Here is a 21,261-nt window from a genome sequence, read left to right on the forward strand (position 1 = left end):
GGCATGGCCCGGCGGACATCTGTCGATCAACGGGTGCCGTACAGCACCACGGTCTTGCCGCGGGCATGCAGCAGCCCGTCGGTCTGCAGCTTCTTCAGCACCCGGCCGGCCATTTCACGCGAGCAGCCGACCAGGCGCGCCAGTTCCTGGCGCGAAACGCGCAGCTGGCTGCCCTGCGGGTGGCTCATCGCTTCCGGCTCCTGGGCCAGATCGTGCAGGGTACGCACGATGCGGTCGGTCACGTCCAGGAACGCCAGGCGGCTGGCCTTGCGGCTGGTATCGAGCAGGCGCTTGGAAATCTGCTGGCCCAGCGCGTACAGCAGGCGCGGGGCGTCGGCCGACAGCGGGCCCAGGAACAGCTGGTGCAGTCGTTCGTAGCTGATCTCGGCCAGTTCACAGGCGGTGCGCGTGCGCAGGATCACCTCGCGGCGGTCCGATTCCACGAACAGGCCCATTTCGCCCACGAACTCGCCGGCACCGAAGTAGCCCAGCACCAGTTCACGGTCGTCGTCCTCCTCGGCCATGATCGAAACGGAGCCGCTGATGACGTAATACAGGGTTCCGGCCGGGTCTCCAGGGCGGAAAACGTCGGTACGGGTGGGGTAACGCCGCCGATGGCTGTGCGCCAAAAAGCGATCGATGGTGGCGATATCCAAGGCCAATGGGCTGCTAGCTAGGCGCACGGTTGACACGATAGGGGCGCTCCCTCTGCGCATGAACGGATTCACGGGTTCGATGGCGGAGCTTAACCAGCGCACCTGTTAAGGGCAAATAGTGTGCCAGATGCGTGAGCCCTTCACGTTCCCCCGGCGGGCAGTTTGCCCCATAATTCCCCCTTTCCCATCTCACACAGGAATCGACCGCCGTGGTCAAGCCGTTGCCTCGCCTGAGGTTGCAGGGTTTCAACAACCTCACCAAGGCGCTGAGCTTCAACATCTATGACGTGTGTTACGCGCGCACCGAAGAGGAGCGTCAGCGTTACATTGAATACATCGATGAAGAGTACAACGCCGACAGGCTGACTCAAATCTTGACCGATGTCGCCGAGATCATCGGCGCGAACATCCTGAACGTGGCCCGCCAGGACTACGATCCGCAGGGTGCCTCGGTGACCATCCTGATCTCCGAAGAACCGGTGATCGACAAGAAGCAGGCCGGCAAGGAGCTGATCTCCGATGCCGTGGTCGCGCACATGGACAAGTCGCACATCACCGTGCACACCTATCCGGAAACGCACCCGCAGGAAGGCATCGCCACCTTCCGCGCCGACATCGACGTGGCTACCTGTGGCGTCATTTCGCCGCTGAAGGCGTTGAACTACCTGATCGAAAGCCTGGAATCGGACATCGTGATCATGGACTACCGCGTCCGTGGCTTCACCCGCGATGTGAAGGGCAAGAAGCACTACATCGATCACAAGATCAACTCGATCCAGAACTTCCTGGCCAAGAACATCAAGTCGCGTTACGAGATGTTCGATGTCAACGTCTACCAGGAAAACATCTTCCACACGAAGATGCACCTGAAGGACTTCGACCTGGACCAGTACCTGTTCGAGGAAAAGGCCAAGAACCTGTCGTTCAAGGAACGCATGAAGATCGAAGCGCTGCTCAAGCGCGAGATCGAAGAGCTGTTCCACGGGCGCAATCTGTCCGAGTAACACCCGTGCGCGGTGCCCGATGGCATCGCTCACCCAGGCGGGACGACCCGCCCCGTGGAACCGCGATCTTCGCAGTTCAGTGGTTCCACGGCGATGTACCGACCCACGGCCCGGTGTGAAAACACCGGGCCGTTTCGTTTTTGTTCAACAAGGTAAGGACCCCACCCATGCCCTGGATCTATCTGCTGCTGGCCGGCCTGTTCGAGATCGGCTTCGCGATCGGAATGAAGTACTCCGAAGGCTTCAGCAAGCCCCTGCCCACTGCCGCCACCGTCGTCTCGGCGCTGATCAGCCTGTATCTGATGAGCCAGGCGATGAAGAGCATCCCGGTCGGCACGGCCTACGCCATCTGGACCGGTATCGGCGCGCTGGGCGTGGCGGTGCTGGGCATTTTCCTGTTCAACGACAGCGCCTCGCCGGCGCGGCTGGGCTGCGTGGCCCTGATCGTGGCGGGCGTGATCGGGCTGAAGCTGGTGTCGCCCAATTAAGCAGTCGAGCAAGCTCGACTCTACTGTCCGGTAGCGCCGGGCCATGCCCGGCGGGTTCCCATCGATGGGGTCAGAGCCCTTTCCCGATGGGAAAGGGATCCGACCCCGGTTGCCCTTACAGCCGGTAGGCGATGGTCTTCATCACCTTCGATGCCAGTGCCATCGCGCCCGGAATCGGGAACGGCAGGCGCCGTGCGCCGGCGTGTTCGGCGTGCTCGGCGTGGCGGGCTTCGTCCTCTTTCATCACCTGGATGACCGCGCGGCTGCGCAGGTCGCCCGCGGGCAGGTCCACCAGGTGCTCGTCCAGATGGGCCTCCACCTGGCGCTCGGTTTCCACCACGAAGCCCAGGTTCCAGCCGTCACCGCGCAACCCGGCCAAGGTGCCGATGGTGTAGCTGCCGGCGTACCAGAGCGGGTTGAACAGGCTCGGCCGGCTGTCCAGCTCACCCAGGCGGGTGGCGCACCAGGCCAGGTGGTCGGTTTCTTCCTGTGCCGCTTCCAGCAGGTGTTCGCGGGTGGCTGGGTCGCGGGCCACGGCGGCCTGGCCGAAGTACAGGCCCTGCGCGCAGACCTCGCCCACGTGGTTGATGCGCATCAGGCCCGCCGCATGGCGCCGCTGCGCGCGGTCCATGCCCGGTTCGTCGGTGTCCGCGGCCGGGTAGGGGCGGGCGGCCGGCGGGTTGCCGAACACCGTGTCCAGGGCGCGCTGCGCCTCGGTCAGCAGGTGGTCCAGCGGGGTGGTCTGGCGGAGCGCGGTCATGGCAGCACGGGTGGGGCGGGGAGACCTGCGATTCTCGCCCGGCGCCCGGGCCCTGCCAACCCAGGACAGGGGGCGCTTGCACCGGGCAGGCCGGATGCGTACAATCCCGCCTCTTACGCTTCACCTTTTCACAACGCGTGGCAGAGTTCCGGCGAGCCTTTCGCCGCAATGAGCCCGACCTAACCTAGAGTTCTTCATGAGCACTTTCACTGCCAAGAACGAGACCGTCCAGCGCGACTGGTACCTCGTCGACGCCGAGGGCAAGACCCTGGGCCGTCTCGCCACCGAGCTGGCCCGCCGTCTGCGCGGCAAGCACAAGCCGGTCTACACCCCCCACGTTGATACCGGCGACTACCTGGTCGTCATCAATGCAGAAAAGATTGCCGTCACCGGCAAGAAGCTGCAGGACAAGATGTATCACCGTTTCACCGGCTACATCGGCAACCTGAAGACCGAATCCCTGGCACAGGCGCTGGAGCGCCACCCGGAGCGCGTGATCGAGATCGCCGTGAAGGGCATGCTGCCGAAGGGCCCGCTGGGTCGCCAGATGTACCGCAAGCTCAAGGTCTACGCCGGCACTGAGCATCCGCACGCCGCACAGCAGCCGCAGGTTCTGGATATCTAATCATGGCTATCACTCAAAACTACGGCACTGGCCGCCGCAAGTCCTCCACCGCTCGCGTGTTCCTGCGCAAGGGTTCGGGCAACATCACCGTCAATGGCCGTCCGCTGGACGAGTTCTTCGGTCGTGAGACTGCGCGCATGATCGTGCGCCAGCCGCTCGAGCTGACCAAGAACACCGAAAGCTTCGACATCCTGGTCACCGCCGCTGGCGGCGGCACCACCGGCCAGGCCGGTGCGATCCGTCTGGGCATCGCCCGTGCACTGGTCGAGTACGACGAAACCCTGAAGTCCGAGCTGCGCAAGGCTGGCTTCATGACCCGTGACGCCCGTGAAGTCGAGCGTAAGAAGGTCGGTCTGCACAAGGCCCGTCGCGCCACCCAGTTCTCCAAGCGCTGATCCATTGCGCCTGGTTGGGCTCCCTCGGGAGCCCGCTGGTTGGAAACGCAAAAGCCCGGCTTCGGCCGGGCTTTTGTCGTTCTGGGGATTGGGGGTCGGATCCTTTTCCGCAGGAAAAGGCTCTGACCCCGATCTCTCTCTGGGGGAGAGCCCCCTTGATGTTCAAGGGGTGCGCCGACAGGCGCGGGGATTGGGTGGAATGCGCGACCAGATTAGAAAAGAAAAGGCCTGATCTTTCGATCAGGCCTTTTCTTTTCTAATTTGGCTGCCCCGGATGGATTCGAACCACCGAATGCCTGAGTCAGAGTCAGGTGCCTTACCGCTTGGCGACGGGGCAATGTCGCGAACAACTATTCTCACATTTTTCACATTGAAAAACAACTTCAATGTGGTGGCTATGGGTGGACTCGAACCACCGACCCCAGCATTATGAGTGCTGTGCTCTAACCGGCTGAGCTACATAGCCTTGGTGAGCCCGCTATTCTGCGCATGTGTACGGGGTCTGTCAACACCTTTGTAACGTGCTTGTGGCCTGACAGGCGTCATGGGATAGTCCCAGCCAGTAGATTTTCTTAGGAGTCCGCATCGTGATCGATCCGGACGGCTATCGACCGAACGTCGGCATTGTGCTGATGCGGCAGGACGGGCAGGTATTCTGGGCACGACGTGTGCGCCGGGATGGCTGGCAGTTCCCGCAAGGCGGAATGAACACCGACGAGACCCCCGTCGAGGCCATGTATCGTGAACTGCAGGAAGAAACCGGACTGCTGCCCGAGCACGTGGAAGTGCTGGGCGCGACACCGGGCTGGCTGCGCTACAAACTGCCGGCACGGGCCATACGTCGCAACGAGCGGCAGGTGTGCATCGGCCAGAAGCAGGTCTGGTTCCTGCTGCGCCTGACCGGCGACGAATCCCATGTGCGGCTGGACCATACCGACTCGCCGGAGTTCGACCACTGGCGCTGGGTCGATTTCTGGTACCCGGTGGAGCACGTGGTCATGTTCAAGCGTGGCGTCTATGCCCGTGCCCTGCGCCATCTGGCGCCGTTGGCACGCGGGGTGGCCGGGCAGGGGGTCACGTCCATGCCCAAGAGCGCGGCCGAGGCGTGGATGCCCGGCCAGGCCGCCGGCCATGACCGCCCACGCAAGCGCCCGCGCAGCCGCGGGTACTGGCCGAAGAAGGCCCAGGGCGACGGTCCGGCCACCTAGTGGCCTGAACGGTAGCGAGAATGGTTCAGGTCCTTGATTGACAACCATTCTCGTTTGCATTGGAATAGCCACCAGGCCGCTTCCGGCCTGTCAGTCTGGTTCCTGCCCGTGTACGTCTGCATCTGCAATGGTGTTACCGACCACCAGATCCGTGAAGCCGCCTCGCAGGGCGTCACGTCGGTGGGCGAGCTGACCATGCGTACCGGTTGCGGCGCCACCTGCGGTTCCTGCCTGGACATGGCCGGCGACCTGCTGGCCAAGGCGCTGGCCACGCACGACCTGCCGCTGCCCGTGCTGGGCCTGCAGGCGGCCTGATCCGCCTGTCGCGCGGCACTGACGCCACGCTCACTCCTGCTTCACCGCTGGCTGCACTGGCCAATGCGCACGATTCGCGTTCCTTCACGCCCGCGCGCAAGGCGCTACAGTGCCCGCGTTTTCAGCGTGCAGGAGCATCCCCATGAAGGGCGACACCAAGGTCATCGAATTCCTCAACAAGGTCCTCTACAACGAGCTGACCGCGATCAACCAGTACTTCCTGCACGCCAAGATGCTGAAGAACTGGGGCATCAAGGAGCTGGCCGAGCATGAGTACAAGGAATCGATCGACGAGATGAAGCATGCCGACATGCTCGCCGACCGCATTCTGTTCCTGGAAGGCCTGCCCAACTTCCAGGCGCTGGGCAAGCTGCGCATCGGCGAAAACCCGACCGAGATCCTGCAGTGCGACCTGTCGCTGGAACGCGACGGCGTGGTGACCCTGCGCGACGCGGTGGCCTACGCCGATTCGGTCGGTGACTACGTCAGCCGCCAGCTGTTCGTGAAGATCCTGGATTCGGAAGAAGAGCACATCGACTGGCTGGAAACCCAGCTGGACCTGATCGAGCGCATCGGCGAACCCAAGTACCTGCTGAGCAAGCTGGAAGAGTGACTGCCACCGGCCCTTTGTAGAGTCGAGCCATGCTCGACTGCTCTACCCGCGGTTTGTAGAGTCGAGCTTGCTCGACTGTTTTTGCCTGAAGCAGTCGAGCAAGCTCGACTCTACCGAGGGACCAAGGCAGTCGAGCAAGCTCGACTCTACCGAGGGGCCAAGGCAGTCGAGCAAGCTCGACTCTACCGAGGGGCCAAGGCAGTCGAGCAAGCTCGACTCTACCGGTTACCGGTGCTGGCCCAGGTAGCCGGTCAGCGCCACGCGCGCACGGGCGAATTCGGCCACCAGCAGCGCCACCGCCACGGCGGGGCGCTGCAGCGTACCGCTTCGGGCTTCGCGTTCGATGCGGGTGGCCACGGCCGACAGTGACAGCGCACCTACATTCGCGCTGGACGATTTGAGGCTGTGCGACAGCGCTTGCAGGCGCTCGATGTCCTCGCCCTGTGCGGCCTGCTGCAGCTGCTGCACCAGTAGCGGCGCATCTTCCAGGAACACGGCCACGATCTGCGTGGCGGCGGCGCCGATCACCGACTGCAGTTCGTCCAGCACGCTGCGGTCGAGCACCGGCTGCGGCTGAGTGTCTTTGTCGGGCGCTGGTAGAGTCGAGCTTGCTCGACTATCGCCATGCCTATCGCAGTCGAGCAAGCTCGACTCTACGGGGGGCGGGCAGCCGAGCACGCTCGACGCTACCGGCGCGGGTGCGCTGCCCCAGCGCTGCAGCAGGGCATGCAGTGTTTCGCGGTTGATCGGCTTGGACAGGTAGTCGTCCATGCCTGCCTGCAGGCAGCGCTCGCGATCGCCGGCCATGGCGTTGGCGGTCATGGCGATGATCGGCAGGCGGGGCTGTCCGGTCTGTGCTTCCTCATGCCGCCAGTGACGCGTGGCGCTGTAGCCGTCCAGCACCGGCATCTGGCAATCCATCAGTACCACGTCGATGCCACCGTCGCGCAATGCGTGCAGTGCCTGTTCGCCGTCGGCGGCATTGCGCACCTGGCACTGGAAAACCTTCAACAGTTGTTCGGCCACCATGCGGTTCACCGCATTGTCTTCCACCAGCAGCACCCGCAGTCCCAGCGGGGGCAGCGCGGCAATCGGTGCGCCGCCCTCGGCAGACAGCAGCGGAGCCGGTCGCGCAGGCGCCGCCGGGGCGCCCAGCAGCGCATGCAGCGCGGCATCGGTGAAGGCTGCCGGCAACTGCAGCTGGCGCGGCCGCGCCGGTGCGGCGTCATCCTGCAGCCACAGCACCTGCAGTGCATCATCGTCGCCGCGCTCGGCCAACGCGCGTTGCAGCGTGGCCTCGCCCTGGCGGCGCTGGCGCGCGTCCACCAGCAGCCACGCCGGGGCGGGCTGGCCGGGCCGAGGCGCGCTGCGCAGACGCTGCACCAGCGCGTCCAGCTCGGGCAGTGCCTGTGCCTGCAGGCCGTGGTGCACGGCGATGCGTTCCACCCGCGCCTGCAGCACCGGGTCGGCGCTGTACAGCAGCAGTGCGGCCGGGCCGCGGGCAGAGGCCGGCAGGTCGCCGGGCACTTTCAGCAGCGGAATCTCGAACCAGAACGTGGCGCCCTGGCCGGGCGTGGACTGCACGCCGATCTGCCCGTGCATCAGGTCGATGATGCGCTTGCAGATGGCCAGGCCCAGGCCGGTGCCGCCATACAGGCGCGTGGTCGATGCATCCGCCTGGCTGAAGGACTGGAACAGGCGCGCCTGCAGTGCCTGGTCGATGCCGATGCCGGTGTCGACCACTTCAAACCGCAGCTGGTGCTGGGCCGGGCCTTCGCCCAGCCGCTGCACGCGCAGCTGCACGTGGCCGCGCGCGGTGAACTTGATGGCATTGGCCAGCAGGTTGCTGAGGACCTGGCGCAGCCGTACCGGATCGCCACGCACCGACAGGCGTACCGCCGGGTCCAGCTGCAGGCTTACTGAAAGCCCCTTCGATTCGGCGGCACGCTGCATCAGCTGCACCACGCCATCCAGCAGTTCGCGCAGGTTGAACGTGGTGATTTCCAGTTCCAGTGCCTGCGCTTCCAGCCGCGAGTAATCCAGGATGTCATCGACGATGCGCAGCAGCTGCTGCGAACTGGCCGATGCAGTGGCCAGCATCTGCCGCTGGTCCTCGCCCAGCGGGCCGCGGGCGATCAGTTCCAGCATCGGCAGGATGCCGTTGAGCGGGGTGCGGATCTCGTGGCTCATGGTGGCCAGGAATTCACCCTTGGCCAGCACCGCGGCTTCGGCGGCCTGCTTGGCCTGCAGCAGCTGGTGTTCCAGCTGCCCCTGGCGTTCGGTGGTGCGTCGCAGCTGGTCGCGCTCGCTGGCCAGCACGGTGCGCTCGCGCTGGCTGGCGGCCAGCTGCCGGCCGCGCGTGCGCAGGCGCAGGGCCAGTACCGCCAGGCTCACCGCAGCCAGGCCCAGCGCCGCAAGCAGCGCGACCGTCAGCGGCACTCAGAGCACCGCGTTCTGGAAGTCGAAGTTCAGGTCGCTGCCGGCCGACTGCACCATGTTGCCCTGGATGTAATCGACACCGCCCACCCACATGGCCGCTGCGGCCTGCGGATCTTCGATCTGCTGGCCGATGATCTGCAGGCCAGCGGCATGCGCCTGTTCGATCGCCCGACGCAGTTCCTCGCGCGTGCCCGGGTTGGAATGGCTGCTGGAAAAGCGCGCGGCCATGCGCACGAAGGACAGCGGCAGCTGGGTCAGCAGAGCATCGGCTTCGCTGCCGGGCTCGAACTGGCTCAGGCAGAAGCGCACGCCGGCGCTGGCCATGCGCTGGCAGAACTGCTGCAGCGGCACGGTGTGGATCAGCGCGTCGGGCAGGCGCACGTCGATCACCAGCGCGCTGCCCGGCAGCTCGCGCTGTTGCAGCGATTCCAGCAGCCAATCGGCGAACGCATCGCGCTGCAGGGTACGCAGCGACTGCGAGACGAACAGGTTCAGCGGGTGGGTGGCATGGCGGTACAGATCCAGCAGGCCCATGGCATGTTCCAGCACCTGCTGGTCGAGGTCGGCGATGCGCCCGGCCGCTTCGGCGGCGGGAATCACCTGGCCGGCGGTCAGCACGGTGCCGTCTTCCTGGCGCAGGCGCAGCAGCAGCTGGTACTGCGCACTGCCACCGCCGGCCACCGCCACGATCGGCTGGTAGGCCAGTTCCAGCTGGCCTTCCAGCAGGGCCAGATGCTCTTCCTCGTTCACCGTGGGGCGGTGCACGTGGCCGGCCACGCCGGAACTGAGCAGCCGCGCCTGCAGCGTGGTGCGTTCGACTGCCTCCAGCGCGCTGGTGGCATCGTCGAAGCCGGGCGACAGCGGTGCATAGCCGACCACGCCCCGCAGGTGCACCGATTCGTCATCGCGGATCACGAAGGCGCGCGCGGACAGCTGCTCGCGCAGGTTGGCGGCCAGCGTTTCCAGATGGTCTTCGTGGGCATCGCGGGCCAGCAGCAGGAAGCTGTTGTCGTTCAGGCGTGCCAGCAGGTGTGGATGGCCGGCTTCGGCCAGGCGCTGGCCGGCCTGCACCATAAGCCGTTCAAAGGCGGCGTAGCCGTAGCGTTCGCGCAGGCCCAGCGCGCTGGAAATCTCGATGAAGAACACGCCGCCATGGCCGTGATGGGCCAGTGCAGCACTCAGCTGCTGCAGCACGTGATGACGGGTGGGCAGACCGGTTTCCGGGTTGCTGGTGGCCGGTGCACCGTGTGCGCCGGGCAGCGTGGCGGCCTGCGCGCGGGCGCGGCGGATGCGGTTGGCCACCGCGGCAATCAGGTGGCGCGGCCGGATCGGCTTGCTCAGGTAATCATCGGCGCCGCAGTCCAGCACTTCGAACTGGCGCTCCGGGTCGGGATCGCCGCTGAGGAACACGATCGGCAGCAACTGCATGCCGGGCTGCTGGCGGATCATCGCGGTCAGGCGCATGCCGTCCACGCCGGGCAGGTGCAGGTCCATCAGGATCAGGTCGGGGCGTTGTTCGCGGATCGCCTGCGGTACGGCGTCCGGGTCGCCCAGCACCACCGCCTGCATGCCCGCGCCGTGCAGCACGCTCTGCGCGAACAGCGCCTGCGCGCGGTCATCTTCAACGATCAGCACGCGGTACGGTGAATCGGCCGGAGGCGGTGCGGCGTCGCTGTTGCCGGCTTCGCCGTGCGGCGGCGGGAACGGCAGCGGCGGCGGCGCCGACAGCTCGCTGCCAGCGTTGGGTTCAGTACCCGCCTGCACCACGCTCAGCGGCGCCGGTGGGGTCACCGCCACGGCCGGTGCGGCGTGGGGCGCGGCCCAGCGCTGCCAGTGATCGGCAGGTGGGGTTTCAGCGCGTCCTTGGCGGGCGCCCGCGGGAAATTCATTTGCGGCCATGGGGGCTCCTGATGTTCGCGGCCATTATGCGGCAAGGCCAGCCGTCATCCCGCGCGGGCGGGCCCGCTGCCAGCGCTGCCGCCAGCACGGGCAAGCCAGCGCACGCCCTTCCACAGGGTGCGCCAGACCAGCCAGACCAGCAGGGCCCCGGCCAGGCTGCACGCCAGCACCACGATCAACGCAATCCACGGGTGGGCCAGGGCAAGCGCCAGCCCGCCGATCACCACGGTGTCTTCTGCTGCCGAAGCGATCCAGTTGCTGGCCGGTTCCGGCGAGGTGTTCAACAGTGCACGGGTGCCGGCTTTCAGGCCATGGCTGGCCAGGGCCACGCCCGCGCCAGCAACCAGGGCGCCGGTGCCCAGATCGCCATCGGGCGACAGCGTGGCCGCCGCCAGGAAGGCACCCGCAGGAACGCGGGCCAGGGTCTGCAGCAGGTCCCAGATCGAATCGACGCCGGGAATCTTGTCGGCAAAGAATTCGGCCACCGCCAGCGCCGCCGAGGTGCCCAGTACCCACCACGATTCGGTGGCCTGCAGGGCAGGGGGCAGGTCCACCCAGCCGAGCAGGCCGGCCAGGCCAACGCCGAAGACCGTGAGGTAGACGCGGATGCCGGCCAGCCAGGCCAGCAGGATGCCGATCACGAACAGGTGGGCTTCGGTCATGGCGGACTCCGGCGGCGGAACTGTGCGGGGTGCCACACTATCGGCGATGGCGTGCCTGAACACCACAGGCCGTTGGCGGCCGCCCCCGGGGAATCCCGCCGTTCCTGACTTACACTAGCCCGTCGTTTGCCACAGGGGCCGTGACGGTGTTGCCAATGCGATGCCACGGAGACTACCCATGAACAACCGCCCACCCATGCGTGTGCAGGTGCGCCTGCCGGGCGCGCCACAACCGCCGACCGACCGCCGTCGCCTGCTGATACTGGCCGGTATCTGGCTGCTGAGCCTGGTGCTGGCCGTACTGGGCGGCTGCTGGCTGGGCGCACCGCGCGATGCCCAGGGCCAGCGCCTGCAGGCCGCCGAGAAGCGCGCCGATACCCTGCAGACCCAGTTGACCGAGCTGCGCCAGAAGCAGGCCACCCTGGAAGCCTCCGACCGGATCAGCCGCGCCGCCAACACCGAGGTGCAGTCGTCGCTGGCCGAGCGCGATGAAGAGATCGCCGGGCTGCGCGCCGACGTGGCGTTCTATGAGCGCCTGGTGGGGTCCACCAGCCAGCGCAAAGGGCTGAACACCCATTCCATCGAGTTCAGCCCGGAATCGGCCGGCACCTGGCACTACACCGCCGTGCTGACCCAGAACCTCAACCGCGGTGCGATCAGCCAGGGGCAGATGCGCTTCACGGTGGAAGGTGTGAAGAACGGCAAGCTGGCCACGATCAGCTGGGACGAGCTGCACCAGCGCAACAAGGTACCGGGGCAGGACTACTCGTTCCGGTACTTCCAGCAGCTCAGCGGCAGCGTCATGTTGCCGACAGACTTCACCCCGCAACGCGTGCGGGTGACATTGGGTGGGGGTGCGGGGGGCACGACCCAGGTATTTGACTGGAAACAGGCCGGTGCACCGGCCAGCAATGGGGAGTAGGCAGATGTTCGGAAACAGCAAGTCGAGCCGTGATGGCCAGCTGGTGGTGGATGCCCTGATCGGCAACCAGGTGGTGATCCGTGGCGATGTGGAATTCAGTGGGGGCCTGTACGTGGAAGGCCGCATCCACGGCAAGGTGATCGCCCAGGAAGGCGCCAGCGGTGCCACCCTGACGGTGGCCGAGCATGGCGTGATCGAGGGGGAGATCCGCGCCCAGGTGGTGGTGATCAGTGGCCGCATGGATGGCGATGTACATGCCACCGAGAAGGTGGAACTGACCCCCAGCGCACGGGTGAACGGCAACGTGCACTACCAGGTGGTGGAAATGAATGCCGGCGCGCAGCTGAACGGCCGCCTGATCCACGCCAGCAGCCCGGTTGCCGCGCTGCCTGCGCCGGAGGGCGAAGACACCGCTGGCAAGGGCAAGGGCGGCGACGCAGCCCGCCGCAAGCTGGCCGAGGCCATGGCTTGAAACCGGCCCTCGGCGCCCCCATGCTGGGGCCATGAGCACGCTAGTTTCCCTGCCCGGCGCCACGCCGGCCGCCGCTCCCGACTACCAGTCGCTGGAGCGGCCGCTGAACTTCACCGAATCCGCTGCGGCCAAGGTGAAGGAACTGATCCAGGACGAGGGCAACCCCGACCTGGCCCTGCGCGTGTACATCGAAGGCGGTGGCTGTTCCGGCTTCCAGTACGGCTTCGAGTTCGACGAGAACCGTGCCGAGGATGATCTGGCGGTACAGACCAGCGGGGTCACCCTGCTGGTCGATCCGCTCAGCCTGCAGTACCTGATGGGCGCCGAGGTGGATTACACCGAGAGCCTGACCGGTGCGCAGTTCGTGATCCGCAACCCGAACGCGAAGACCACCTGCGGCTGCGGCAGCAGCTTCAGCATGTAACAACGGCGCGCGGATCGGCAAACGCCGACCTTGCCACCTGCGGCGAATGGCGGCAGGCTTGTGGAATGCTTACGACTCCTTCGCCGCTTTCCGGTTTCGCCTTCGTGGACGAACCGCTGGAGCGCGCCGATGCCCTGCGCGCCGATGCCGATGCTCTGGCGCGCCTGTGGCCGGATGCGCGCATTCTTGTGCTGGACCAGGACGGCACGGCCTTCACCGATGAAGATGACCAGCCCCTGCCGCTGACCGGCGCTGCACTGGGGGGCGGGCCGGGTGCTGCGATCTTCCTTGGCCTGCGTGAGGGCCAGGCGTGGTTCGGTGTGGATGCCGCGCAGGTGAGTGTGACCGCGCCGCGACGGTTGGACCTGCGGCAGGCGGCGTTGCTGTGGACGGTGGCCGATGCCACGGCCTTCAGCTACGCGCGCGGCATGTCGTACTGGCAGTCGCGCACGCGCTTCTGCGGCGTCTGTGGCAGTGCCGTGGCCTTCGCCCGCGGTGGCTTCGTCGGCCGCTGCCCGCAGTGCGCCACCGAGCATTACCCGCGGGTGGACCCGGCGGTGATCGTGGCCGTGGAAAACCAGGGGCGGTTGCTGCTGGGGCGGCAGGCCAACTGGGCCCCGCGCCGCTATTCGGTGCTGGCCGGTTTTGTCGAGCCGGGCGAAACCTTTGAACAGACCGTGGCCCGTGAAGTGCACGAGGAGAGCAAGGTGCGCGTGATCGCTGCGCAGTACCTGGGCTCGCAGCCGTGGCCGTTCCCCGGCGCGCTGATGGTCGGCTTCCGCGCGCAGGCGCACGACGATGTGCCCACCGTGGATGGTGAGCTGGAAGACGCCCGCTGGTTCACCGTCGATGAAGTGGGTGCCGCCCTGGCGCGCGATGTGGAAGACGATGGCCAGGGCATCCGTCTGTCGCCGCCGATCTCGATCTCGCGCGGTCTGATCGAACACTGGTACCGGCAGCAGCGCGGCTGAGCATTGCCGCCACCTGAACACGCGGCAAGGTAGAGTGGAATCCATCGCTGAAGGCGCGGCTGCGGCAGGTAAGGTAGCGGCGCCGAACGCTTATTCACCGGGAGACCCGCCATGTTCACCACTCTGGTTGCCGTGCTGGTGGCGCTGGCCCTGGGCCATGTAGCCCCGGCCGCTGCCGCCTCGCTGCGCCGCTTCGAGGGGTTCCGGCATTGGCTGGGCTGGTTGGATGCGCATGGCGGTCGGGCCTGGCAGGGGCCGGCGGGGGTGGTGGTGGCGTTGCTGCCGCCGCTGCTGCTGATGGGTCTGCTGGTGTGGCTGCTGAGCGGGGTGCTGTTCGGGCTGCCCGCGCTGTTGCTGGGGGTGGCCGTGCTGGCCTGGTGCTGGGGACCGCGTGACCTGGACCGTGATGTCGAGGCGATCATCGATGCCGACGAGGCCAGTGCCCGGCAGGCGGCGGTGCGGCAGTTGCAGGCGGCCGGTGGCAGCCTGCGTGAAGATGTTCCGTCGCTGGTGGAAGCGACCGTCTTGAATGCGCTGCGGCGCTGGTTCGCGGTGCTGTTCTGGTTCCTGTTGCTGGGCCCGGTCGGGGCGCTGGCCTATCGCCTGTTGGCGCTGATGGCCGAGAGCCCGATGCGCGCGCGGGTACCGGTGGAACCGCTGGCCCTGGCGCAGCGCGTGCTGTCGTGGATCGAGTGGCCGGTGGCGCAGCTGATGGCGTTCTCGATGGCGCTGGTGGGCAACTTCGATACCGCGTGGAAGGCCTGGCGGCAGGCCCACGGCGAGCGGTTGGCCGGCGGCATCGGTTTCCTGGGCGCGGTGGCGCGTGCCAGCGTGAACGCCGAGCTGCGCGAGGACGCGCACGATTACACCGAAGCGGGGCTGTTGCCGGTGTGGCAGCGGCTGCCGGACCTGCGCGACGCGATGAGCCTGGTCTGGCGCATGCTGCTGCTGTGGTTGGCAGTGCTGGCCCTGCTGGTGATTGCCGGCTGGGTGACGTAGGTATTCCGGCAGGGCTTGCAGCCCTGCACCCGCCAACGGCAACGTCAAAAGCTGGGGATCCGTGGGATGGCGGGGCGGTGTGGGTAGGCAGGACACGCCGTAAACCCGTCCATGGGGGCTCGTAGGCGCCATCCATGGCGCCTGCGGTCCTGCCTACCCACACCGCCCCACCTCTGACAGGTTCACTCTGCTGTTGGTAGGTGTCGACCTTGGTCGACACAGTAGATCCACGCCATGCGTGGATACCGAGCGCAGCGACCCGCTGTGGCTTTTGATCTTTTCTTCTTTTCCGTGGTGGACGCGCACGGAAACTGTCCGTGGCCGGACAATCCCATGATCGACAAGCAACGCCCCACCACGATGGGCTGCGCCGTTGGCTGGAACCCTAGACCGGGGCCAGGGCGGTGAACGGGGCCCAGGGCAGGTTGCGCAGCAGCGCGTAGCCGGGCAGCAGCCACAGCCAGAACATCGGGTTGGCCAGCACCCGCATCAGCGGGTCGAGCACGCGTGGGCGGATGCCGGCGCTGTTGAGCAGCATCAGGAACAGGAACGGCAGGCTGATGACCAGCAGCGGGTTCATCGCCATCGCGCCGGGCAGGTCGAAGTGCACCAGCGAATACAGGCAGCGCGTGCTGCCGCAGCCGGGGCAGTACAGCCCGGTCAGTGCATACAGCGGGCAGCCGGGCAGCGGATTGCCCGAGACGTAGGGGTTGACGTGGCGCAGCACCACGGCGGCACCGGCGGCCAGGCCGGAAGCGGCCAGCAGCGGGGCCCAGCGGGCCAGTCGGGAGCGGACAGGGAACACGGACATGCGACAACGGGACCCGGCGCGCTGCCGGATCCCGTCGGGTGCATCAGTAGCTGCTGCCGCCGCCCATCACGCCGACCACGGCGATCAGGATGCCGTACAGGATGCCGACGACAACGGCGGCGATGGCCGACCAGATGGCCCACTTCTTCGCCTTCTCGGACGATTCACGCGCACCGGCGATGTCGCCAGCGGCCAGCTTGCCGTTGACCTGGGCGGCGTAGACGATCGACACGATGCCGGCCGGCAGGCAGCAGAACAGGGTCGACAGGATGGCCCAGACCAGATTGTTGGGGACCTGCGGGGTGGTGGTGTTCATGGTTCAAGCTCCTAGATGGGTGGTGGTGTGAATCAAAGGTCGGAAAGAGCGCCCAGCGCAGCCATGCCGCCGAACAGCCCGAACCACAACAGCAACAGGGCCGGCAGTGCGAGGGCCGAAGCCACCGCCCACCAGCCCGCCTTGCGTGACGCACTGAAGGCCCCCGGCAGGTCACCGGCCGCGCGGCGGCCATCCACCTGGGACGCATAGACAATCGACACCACGCCCAACGGCAGGCAGCAGAACAGCGTTGTCACGATCGCCCAGACCAGATGGTTGGGGATGTAGACCGGGCGCTCGATGGGTGGCGGTTGATTCAAAGCAAGACTCCATTCCTTGGTGGTCGGTCTGTCGCGGACAGGCCGAACCTCCCCCCTGTGGGTGCGTAATCTACCGCAACCGGAGCCTCATGTATGCGTTTACATGCCCGCCGAGTGGTGCTTTGCTCGCTTCAGCGGGGCGCCGGGAGGGGTGTCTGCCCATCGGGCAGACGCGTCAGGCGTTGTCGCCGCGCAGGGTGCGCACCTGGGCTTCCAGTGTGGCCGCCGTGGCGTGCTGACCGTCCACGGCCGGCGCGGCCACCACTTCCACGGTGGCGCGGAAGCGGCGCGGCACGCGCATGCGGCCCAGGCGGGTATCGCGCCGGCTCCACATGCTCGACCACATGCCGCGCAGTGCCATCGGCACCACCGGCACGGGCCTGCGTTCCAGGATCTTCTCGACGCCTGACTTGAACGGCGCCATCGCGCCATCGCGGGTCAACGCGCCTTCGGGGAAGATGCAGACCAGTTCGCCCTCGGCCAGCGCCGCATCCACTTCATCGAACGCGCGCTGCATCAGGGCGGGGTCTTCGCGCGCGCCGGCGATGGGAATTGCCTTGGCGGTGCGGAAAATCCAGCGCATCACCGGAATGTTGAAGATGCGGTAGTACATGACGAAACGCACCGGGCGCGGGATCGTCGCCGACAGGATCAGCGCGTCCATGTAGCTGACATGGTTGCAGACCAGCAGCGCGGGGCCGTCGTCGGGCACGTTGGCTTCAATGCCGTGCGGGCGCAGCCGGTACAGCGTGCGCACCATCACCCAGCTGAGGAAGCGCATCAGGAATTCGGGGACGATGGTGAAGATGTAGATCGCCACCACGGCATTGGCGATGGCCAGGGCCAGGAACAACTGCGGGATGGTCCAGTGCAGCCATTCGCGCGCGGCCAGCGAGATCAGTGCGGCGCCGACGATGAAGCCGGAGTTCTGGATGTTCAGCGCGGCGAACACGCGCGACATCTGCGCCTTCGGGGTGCGGCTCTGGATCAGCGCGAACAACGGCACCACGAACACGCCGGTGAACAGGCCGATTCCGACAAGATCAACCACGATGCGCACGCTGCCGGCCTGCTGCAGGAAGGCCAGGATGCCCAGCCCGTGAACCGCGGCCTCACCCGGACGGGCGAAGTACAGATCCAGCAGGAAGGCGGTCATGCCGAACGCACCCAGCGGCACCAGACCGATTTCCACGGTGCGCGCCGACAGTTTCTCGCACAGCAGCGAGCCGACGCCGGTGCCGACCGAGAACAGCGCCAGTGCGAACAGGTACAGCTTCGGTTCGCCGCCCAGGTTGGCTAGCGCGTAGTTGGGCAGCTGCGAGGTCAGCACGGTGCCGACGAACCAGAACCAGGACACGCCCAGGATGGCGTTGCGCACCGCCTTCTGCTGGCGCGCCATGCGCAGCACCACCAGCGATTCCGGCAGCGGGTTCCAGTTGATCTTCAGGTCCGGGTCGCCGGCATCGACCTTGGGGATCATGCGCGCGGCGATGTTGCCGCAGATTGCCAGCGCGATGACCGCGGTGGCGGCCACGATCGGGCCATGGCTGCCGGCGAGCAGGAACACCGCGCCGCCCAGGATCATGCCCGACAGGATCGAGATGGAGGTGCCCATCTCGACCAGGCCGTTGCCGCCGGTCAGTTCTTCCGGCTTCAGTACCGCCGGCAGCACCGAGTACTTCACCGGCCCGAACAGGGTGGACTGCATGCCGGTGCAGAACAGCGCCACCAGCAGGAACGGCAGGCTTTCGGTCAGGAAACCGACCGCCGCCATCGACATGATCACGATCTCCATGGTGGTGGTGATCACGATCAGGCGCGATTTTTCCAGTTTGTCGGCGATCTGGCCGGCAAGGGCTGAAAACAGGAAGTAGGGCAGGATGAAGATGGCCGGTGCCAGCGTGGTGTACAGCGAACGCTGCTCTTCCGAGACGCCCAGGTAGAACAACAGGCCGATGATCGCCTGCCGGTAGACGTTGTCGTTGAAGGCGCCCAGCGCCTGCACGATGAAGAACGGCAGGAAGCGGCGCTGGCGCAGCAGGGCGAACTGATTGTGGCCGGACATGGAACCTCCTTGGACCGCCGCAGCCTAGCATTCCTGCCCGCACGGCGGGTGCGGGGCGGGGGAACACGCAGGGTTGGTGCCCATCCGAACGATGGGGGGGCACCGCCATGGCGCCGCGCCGAAGGGTGCCGCGATGCTGTCGCGATGCCCGGGCGGAACGGTGCCGCGATGCTGCCGCGATGCCTGGGCCGAACGATGCCGCGATGCTGCCGCGATGCCTGGCCCGAACGATGCCGCGATGCTGCCGCGATGCCTGGCCCGAACGATGCCGCGATGCTGCCCGTCGTAGAGTCGAGCTTGCTCGACTGCTTTGCGAACAGCAGTCGAGCAAGCTTGACTCTACGGGATTCGGCATCGGCATCAGCATCGGCATCGGCATCGGCATCAGCATCAGCATCAGCATCAGCATCAGCATCAGCATCGGCAACGCCATCGCCATCGCCATCGCCATCGCCATCGCCATCGCCATCGCCATCGGCATCAGCATCGGCATCGGCATCGGCATCGGTATCGGCAACGCCATTGCCACCGGCATCGGGCATCGGCACACCCACACCCACACCCACACCCACACCCACAGCCATTGCCACCCGCATGGGGCACCGACCCCGACCCCGGCACGTGCGCCCGGCACGTGCGCCCGGCGCGTGAGCGGCCACCGGCATCCGCCCCCCCATGCGCCCGCGATCAGGTCAGGCCGCGCACCGCTTCATTGGCCGCTGCGCGCATCTTCGGCAGCATGCGCAGCACCAGTGCCATCTGCGTGCGGATCAGCTGCAGCTTGGGCGCCATGCTGTCGTCGGTCTGTTCCAGTTCGGCGGCCACGGCACGATCGGCATCATTGTCGTCCTCGCTGACCGGTTGCCGTGCGCCGAGCGCGCTGCCCAGTTGTTCCAAGGCCTTGCGCACGCGTTCGCCGGCGGCCAGCGCCAGAGGGTCGGCGGCGAAGCTGTCCACCTGATCGCGGTGCGCGCCCAGCGCGGAAAGGTGGCCGAGCAGGGTGTTGGACAGGGCCAGGAAGCGGAAACCGGCATCCAGGTTGCGGCGCACATGGCCGGGCTCGCGCAGCATGTTCGACAAGGCCGTGGACAGGGCCGCGTCGGCGTTGTGCATGTCACGGCGGGCGATGCGGTAGGCCAGGTCGTCACGCATGCCGCTGCGGTACTGGCCCAACACGGATTCCAGATAGCGCGCGGCGGTGTCCAGCACCCGCGCCAGGACCTTGTGCAGCTGCCGGCCCTGCCAGTCGGGCAGGATCAGGAAGGCCGCTGCGGCCGCGATCGCGCAGCCCAGCAGGGTGTCGACCATGCGTGGCACGATCAGCACGAAGCCATCGCCGATCAGGTTGAAGCAGGTCAGTGCCATCACCGTGATCGCCGCCGAGGCGACCAGGTAGCGGTCGGTGCGGGTGAAGAAGAACAGCAGGGCCGACAGCAGCGCGATCAGCAGCTGCACGTGCAGCTGCGGGAACAGCTGCAGCAGTGCCCAGGTCAGCACCAGGCCGGCCAGGGTGCCGACGATGCGCTGGGCCAGGCGCTGGCGGGTGGCGCCGAAGTTCGGTCGGCAGACGAAGACGATGGTCAGCAGCACCCAGGAGCCGTTCTGTGCATTGAACAGGCGGATGGCCAGGAAGCCGGCGATGAGTGCCAGGGCCATGCGCAGGCCGTGGCGGAACAGCACCGAGCCGGGGGTGAGCTGCTGGCGGATGCGCACGCCCATTTCGCGCAGCGTGTGCGGGTTGCTGTCGCGCAGGCGGGTATCGACGTTGTCCAGGCTGGCCTCCGAACGTTCGGCATCCAGCAGGCGGCGTTCGATGCTGCGCAGGTTGTGCACCAGCAGGTCCAGCGAGCCCAGCAGGCGCTGCCACTGCGGGCGCTGCTGGTCGCGCAGGTAGGCCAGCGCGTCGGCCAGATCGCGCCCGGCCTGCTGGTTGCTTTCGCCGTACACGAACGGGCGGCGCAGGCGGATCGCCTCGCCCAGCCGTGCGCACGCCTGGCCCTGCAGGTCCAGCAGACGTTGGCAGCGGTACAGCACGTCGCTGTGGAAGAACGCATCCACCAGAGCGCCGTAGGGGTAGTGCGACGAGCTGGCACGCTCATGGAAATCCTGCGCCATGTAGTACAGGCGCAGGTACAGACCAGAGTTCACGCCGGGGCGGCCGGAGCGGCCGAAGCGCGCCATGATGGCGGTCTTGGCTTCGTTGAGCGCGCCCACCACCCGGCGGTTCTGCTCGGCCAGATCCAGCTGGCGACGGTGCAGGTCCGCTTCGCGCACCGGCTCGAACAACGCGGCCTTCAACTGCAGGTAGCGGCCCAGTTCCTGGTAGAGACGGGCTACGCGTTCGCGCACCGGACGGTTGGCGAACAGCGCGGTCCAGACGATGGACAGCAGGCCATACCAGACGGCACCGGCCAGCAGGTGGCTGACCGCATGCAGGGCACGTGGCAGGTCGCCGGCGCCGCCATGCTGTTCCAGCCCGATCATGGTGTAGATGGCCAGGGTGACCGTGGCCTGGGCGATGGAGGCGTAGCGTTCGCCCAGCGCGCCCAGCAGGGTCAGGCCGAAGGTGGACAGCGCCAGCGCGCCGATGAACAGCCACGGCCACGGGAACAGCCAGATGACCGACGCGGCGGCGATGCAGAAGCACAGCAGTGACAGCAGCACCGCCTTGGTGCGGCCCCACCAGTTGTCGTCGGTTTCGGCGATCGCGCTGGCGATGATGCCCAGGAACACGCCGGGCAGCGCGGGCAGGGCCTGCAGATGCCAGCACACGCCCAGCGCGGTGGTCAGGGCGATGAACACACGCAGGCCGTAGCTGGCCTTTTCATGGGCCCACAGGCGGCTGAGGCGGGAATGGGGCGCGGACATGCAGGCTCGGGGGGCGAAGTGCCCCCATT

The 21,261-nt window shown here is 66.9% G+C and carries 22 protein-coding genes and 2 tRNA genes; 12 read left to right on the top strand and 12 right to left on the bottom strand.

Translation table 11 applies throughout. The features are described from left to right. Nucleotides 1–26 precede the first annotated feature (26 nt). Nucleotides 27–716, bottom strand: a complete 690-nt coding sequence (gene crp / locus AC06FA_RS00105) for a cAMP-activated global transcriptional regulator CRP (protein ID WP_010482649.1) — start codon at nucleotides 714–716, stop codon at nucleotides 27–29. Nucleotides 717–865: 149 nt separating this feature from the next. Here crp and speD point away from each other — a divergent pair, with 149 nt between their 5' ends. After that, the gene (speD, locus tag AC06FA_RS00110; RefSeq protein ID WP_006473908.1) at nucleotides 866–1,660 is read left to right on the top strand and encodes an adenosylmethionine decarboxylase; all 795 of its coding nucleotides are present in this window, start codon (nucleotides 866–868) and stop codon (nucleotides 1,658–1,660) included. 167 nt (nucleotides 1,661–1,827) lie between these two features. Then, complete coding sequence (locus AC06FA_RS00115) at nucleotides 1,828–2,148, top strand: DMT family transporter (RefSeq protein ID WP_108751088.1); 321 nt, start codon at nucleotides 1,828–1,830, stop codon at nucleotides 2,146–2,148. 115 nt (nucleotides 2,149–2,263) lie between these two features. On the opposite strand, the gene coq7 is transcribed toward AC06FA_RS00115, so the two are convergent. Next, nucleotides 2,264–2,908, bottom strand: a complete 645-nt coding sequence (coq7, locus tag AC06FA_RS00120; protein WP_478066590.1) for a 2-polyprenyl-3-methyl-6-methoxy-1,4-benzoquinone monooxygenase — start codon at nucleotides 2,906–2,908, stop codon at nucleotides 2,264–2,266. A gap of 196 nt (nucleotides 2,909–3,104) precedes the next feature. Here coq7 and rplM point away from each other — a divergent pair, with 196 nt between their 5' ends. Continuing rightward, nucleotides 3,105–3,533, top strand: coding sequence for a 50S ribosomal protein L13 (rplM, locus tag AC06FA_RS00125; protein ID WP_005414692.1), 429 nt, complete (start codon nucleotides 3,105–3,107; stop codon nucleotides 3,531–3,533). Nucleotides 3,534–3,535: 2 nt separating this feature from the next. After that, entirely contained in the window at nucleotides 3,536–3,928 is a 393-nt protein-coding gene (rpsI, locus tag AC06FA_RS00130) for a 30S ribosomal protein S9 (RefSeq protein ID WP_005411311.1), read from the top strand. Nucleotides 3,929–4,190: 262 nt separating this feature from the next. On the opposite strand, the gene AC06FA_RS00135 is transcribed toward rpsI, so the two are convergent. Together AC06FA_RS00135 and AC06FA_RS00140 are read right to left on the bottom strand one after the other, a co-directional pair. Further along, nucleotides 4,191–4,265, bottom strand: a tRNA-Gln gene (locus tag AC06FA_RS00135). Nucleotides 4,266–4,317: 52 nt separating this feature from the next. Then, nucleotides 4,318–4,394 (bottom strand) — tRNA-Met (locus AC06FA_RS00140). Between the two features lie 121 nt (nucleotides 4,395–4,515). On the opposite strand from AC06FA_RS00140, the gene AC06FA_RS00145 reads away from it, so the two are divergent. The 3 genes from AC06FA_RS00145 (at nucleotide 4,516) to bfr (ending at nucleotide 6,064) form a co-directional block, all read left to right on the top strand. Beyond that, nucleotides 4,516–5,136 (top strand): RNA pyrophosphohydrolase, encoded by a 621-nt coding sequence (locus AC06FA_RS00145; RefSeq protein WP_108751086.1) that lies wholly within the window; start codon nucleotides 4,516–4,518, stop codon nucleotides 5,134–5,136. A 108-nt stretch (nucleotides 5,137–5,244) separates the two neighbouring features. Further along, the gene (locus AC06FA_RS00150) at nucleotides 5,245–5,451 is read left to right on the top strand and encodes a (2Fe-2S)-binding protein (protein ID WP_057497541.1); all 207 of its coding nucleotides are present in this window, start codon (nucleotides 5,245–5,247) and stop codon (nucleotides 5,449–5,451) included. 142 nt (nucleotides 5,452–5,593) lie between these two features. Beyond that, nucleotides 5,594–6,064, top strand: a complete 471-nt coding sequence (gene bfr, locus AC06FA_RS00155) for a bacterioferritin (protein WP_108754386.1) — start codon at nucleotides 5,594–5,596, stop codon at nucleotides 6,062–6,064. A 225-nt stretch (nucleotides 6,065–6,289) separates the two neighbouring features. Here bfr and AC06FA_RS00160 read toward each other — a convergent pair whose 3' ends face one another. From AC06FA_RS00160 to AC06FA_RS00170, 3 genes are read right to left on the bottom strand one after another with little or no spacing between them, the layout of a single operon-like run. After that, nucleotides 6,290–8,503, bottom strand: coding sequence for a hybrid sensor histidine kinase/response regulator (locus AC06FA_RS00160; RefSeq protein WP_478066591.1), 2,214 nt, complete (start codon nucleotides 8,501–8,503; stop codon nucleotides 6,290–6,292). Continuing rightward, a complete protein-coding gene (locus tag AC06FA_RS00165; RefSeq protein WP_478066592.1) occupies nucleotides 8,504–10,402 on the bottom strand; it encodes an EAL domain-containing protein in 1,899 nt (632 codons plus the stop codon). It lies immediately after the preceding gene. A 44-nt stretch (nucleotides 10,403–10,446) separates the two neighbouring features. Beyond that, nucleotides 10,447–11,064 (bottom strand): DUF4126 domain-containing protein, encoded by a 618-nt coding sequence (locus AC06FA_RS00170; protein WP_478066593.1) that lies wholly within the window; start codon nucleotides 11,062–11,064, stop codon nucleotides 10,447–10,449. Nucleotides 11,065–11,242: 178 nt separating this feature from the next. On the opposite strand from AC06FA_RS00170, the gene AC06FA_RS00175 reads away from it, so the two are divergent. The 5 genes from AC06FA_RS00175 (at nucleotide 11,243) to ampE (ending at nucleotide 14,852) form a co-directional block, all read left to right on the top strand. Then, nucleotides 11,243–11,986 (top strand): DUF6776 family protein, encoded by a 744-nt coding sequence (locus tag AC06FA_RS00175; protein WP_478066594.1) that lies wholly within the window; start codon nucleotides 11,243–11,245, stop codon nucleotides 11,984–11,986. 4 nt (nucleotides 11,987–11,990) lie between these two features. Continuing rightward, entirely contained in the window at nucleotides 11,991–12,458 is a 468-nt protein-coding gene (locus AC06FA_RS00180; RefSeq protein WP_478066595.1) for a bactofilin family protein, read from the top strand. Between the two features lie 31 nt (nucleotides 12,459–12,489). Continuing rightward, the gene (gene erpA, locus AC06FA_RS00185; protein WP_108747525.1) at nucleotides 12,490–12,882 is read left to right on the top strand and encodes an iron-sulfur cluster insertion protein ErpA; all 393 of its coding nucleotides are present in this window, start codon (nucleotides 12,490–12,492) and stop codon (nucleotides 12,880–12,882) included. A 65-nt stretch (nucleotides 12,883–12,947) separates the two neighbouring features. Next, a complete protein-coding gene (gene nudC, locus AC06FA_RS00190) occupies nucleotides 12,948–13,853 on the top strand; it encodes an NAD(+) diphosphatase (protein ID WP_478066596.1) in 906 nt (301 codons plus the stop codon). A gap of 111 nt (nucleotides 13,854–13,964) precedes the next feature. Continuing rightward, a complete protein-coding gene (gene ampE / locus AC06FA_RS00195) occupies nucleotides 13,965–14,852 on the top strand; it encodes a regulatory signaling modulator protein AmpE (RefSeq protein ID WP_478066597.1) in 888 nt (295 codons plus the stop codon). Nucleotides 14,853–15,237: 385 nt separating this feature from the next. On the opposite strand, the gene AC06FA_RS00200 is transcribed toward ampE, so the two are convergent. From AC06FA_RS00200 to yccS, 5 genes are all read right to left on the bottom strand, one after another. Then, on the bottom strand, nucleotides 15,238–15,663 hold the full coding sequence (locus AC06FA_RS00200; RefSeq protein WP_478066598.1) for a DUF2752 domain-containing protein: 426 nt from the start codon (nucleotides 15,661–15,663) through the stop codon (nucleotides 15,238–15,240). A 43-nt stretch (nucleotides 15,664–15,706) separates the two neighbouring features. Then, the gene (locus AC06FA_RS00205) at nucleotides 15,707–15,979 is read right to left on the bottom strand and encodes a CD225/dispanin family protein (protein WP_108751076.1); all 273 of its coding nucleotides are present in this window, start codon (nucleotides 15,977–15,979) and stop codon (nucleotides 15,707–15,709) included. A 32-nt stretch (nucleotides 15,980–16,011) separates the two neighbouring features. Next, nucleotides 16,012–16,299 (bottom strand): CD225/dispanin family protein, encoded by a 288-nt coding sequence (locus AC06FA_RS00210; RefSeq protein WP_478066599.1) that lies wholly within the window; start codon nucleotides 16,297–16,299, stop codon nucleotides 16,012–16,014. A gap of 175 nt (nucleotides 16,300–16,474) precedes the next feature. After that, the gene (locus tag AC06FA_RS00215; RefSeq protein ID WP_478066600.1) at nucleotides 16,475–18,364 is read right to left on the bottom strand and encodes an MFS transporter; all 1,890 of its coding nucleotides are present in this window, start codon (nucleotides 18,362–18,364) and stop codon (nucleotides 16,475–16,477) included. 687 nt (nucleotides 18,365–19,051) lie between these two features. Beyond that, complete coding sequence (gene yccS, locus AC06FA_RS00220) at nucleotides 19,052–21,232, bottom strand: YccS family putative transporter (RefSeq protein WP_478066601.1); 2,181 nt, start codon at nucleotides 21,230–21,232, stop codon at nucleotides 19,052–19,054. Nucleotides 21,233–21,261: the final 29 nt, after the last annotated feature.

It is taken from the genome of Stenotrophomonas sp. Steno-C17 (assembly GCF_056393165.1).

What these genes read in the sequence shown, in the direction of transcription:
- coq7 (WP_478066590.1), bottom strand. Translation starts at nt 2,908, where the DNA reads ATGACCGCGCTCCGCCAGACCACCCCGCTGGACCACCTGCTGACCGAG.
- AC06FA_RS00200 (WP_478066598.1), bottom strand. Translation starts at nt 15,663, where the DNA reads ATGTCCGTGTTCCCTGTCCGCTCCCGACTGGCCCGCTGGGCCCCGCTG.
- AC06FA_RS00115 (WP_108751088.1), top strand. Translation starts at nt 1,828, where the DNA reads ATGCCCTGGATCTATCTGCTGCTGGCCGGCCTGTTCGAGATCGGCTTC.
- yccS (WP_478066601.1), bottom strand. Translation starts at nt 21,232, where the DNA reads ATGTCCGCGCCCCATTCCCGCCTCAGCCGCCTGTGGGCCCATGAAAAG.
- rplM (WP_005414692.1), top strand. Translation starts at nt 3,105, where the DNA reads ATGAGCACTTTCACTGCCAAGAACGAGACCGTCCAGCGCGACTGGTAC.
- AC06FA_RS00165 (WP_478066592.1), bottom strand. Translation starts at nt 10,402, where the DNA reads ATGGCCGCAAATGAATTTCCCGCGGGCGCCCGCCAAGGACGCGCTGAA.
- crp (WP_010482649.1), bottom strand. Translation starts at nt 716, where the DNA reads ATGCGCAGAGGGAGCGCCCCTATCGTGTCAACCGTGCGCCTAGCTAGC.
- AC06FA_RS00180 (WP_478066595.1), top strand. Translation starts at nt 11,991, where the DNA reads ATGTTCGGAAACAGCAAGTCGAGCCGTGATGGCCAGCTGGTGGTGGAT.
- AC06FA_RS00170 (WP_478066593.1), bottom strand. Translation starts at nt 11,064, where the DNA reads ATGACCGAAGCCCACCTGTTCGTGATCGGCATCCTGCTGGCCTGGCTG.
- ampE (WP_478066597.1), top strand. Translation starts at nt 13,965, where the DNA reads ATGTTCACCACTCTGGTTGCCGTGCTGGTGGCGCTGGCCCTGGGCCAT.
- nudC (WP_478066596.1), top strand. Translation starts at nt 12,948, where the DNA reads ATGCTTACGACTCCTTCGCCGCTTTCCGGTTTCGCCTTCGTGGACGAA.
- erpA (WP_108747525.1), top strand. Translation starts at nt 12,490, where the DNA reads ATGAGCACGCTAGTTTCCCTGCCCGGCGCCACGCCGGCCGCCGCTCCC.
- AC06FA_RS00205 (WP_108751076.1), bottom strand. Translation starts at nt 15,979, where the DNA reads ATGAACACCACCACCCCGCAGGTCCCCAACAATCTGGTCTGGGCCATC.
- AC06FA_RS00215 (WP_478066600.1), bottom strand. Translation starts at nt 18,364, where the DNA reads ATGTCCGGCCACAATCAGTTCGCCCTGCTGCGCCAGCGCCGCTTCCTG.
- AC06FA_RS00175 (WP_478066594.1), top strand. Translation starts at nt 11,243, where the DNA reads ATGAACAACCGCCCACCCATGCGTGTGCAGGTGCGCCTGCCGGGCGCG.
- rpsI (WP_005411311.1), top strand. Translation starts at nt 3,536, where the DNA reads ATGGCTATCACTCAAAACTACGGCACTGGCCGCCGCAAGTCCTCCACC.
- bfr (WP_108754386.1), top strand. Translation starts at nt 5,594, where the DNA reads ATGAAGGGCGACACCAAGGTCATCGAATTCCTCAACAAGGTCCTCTAC.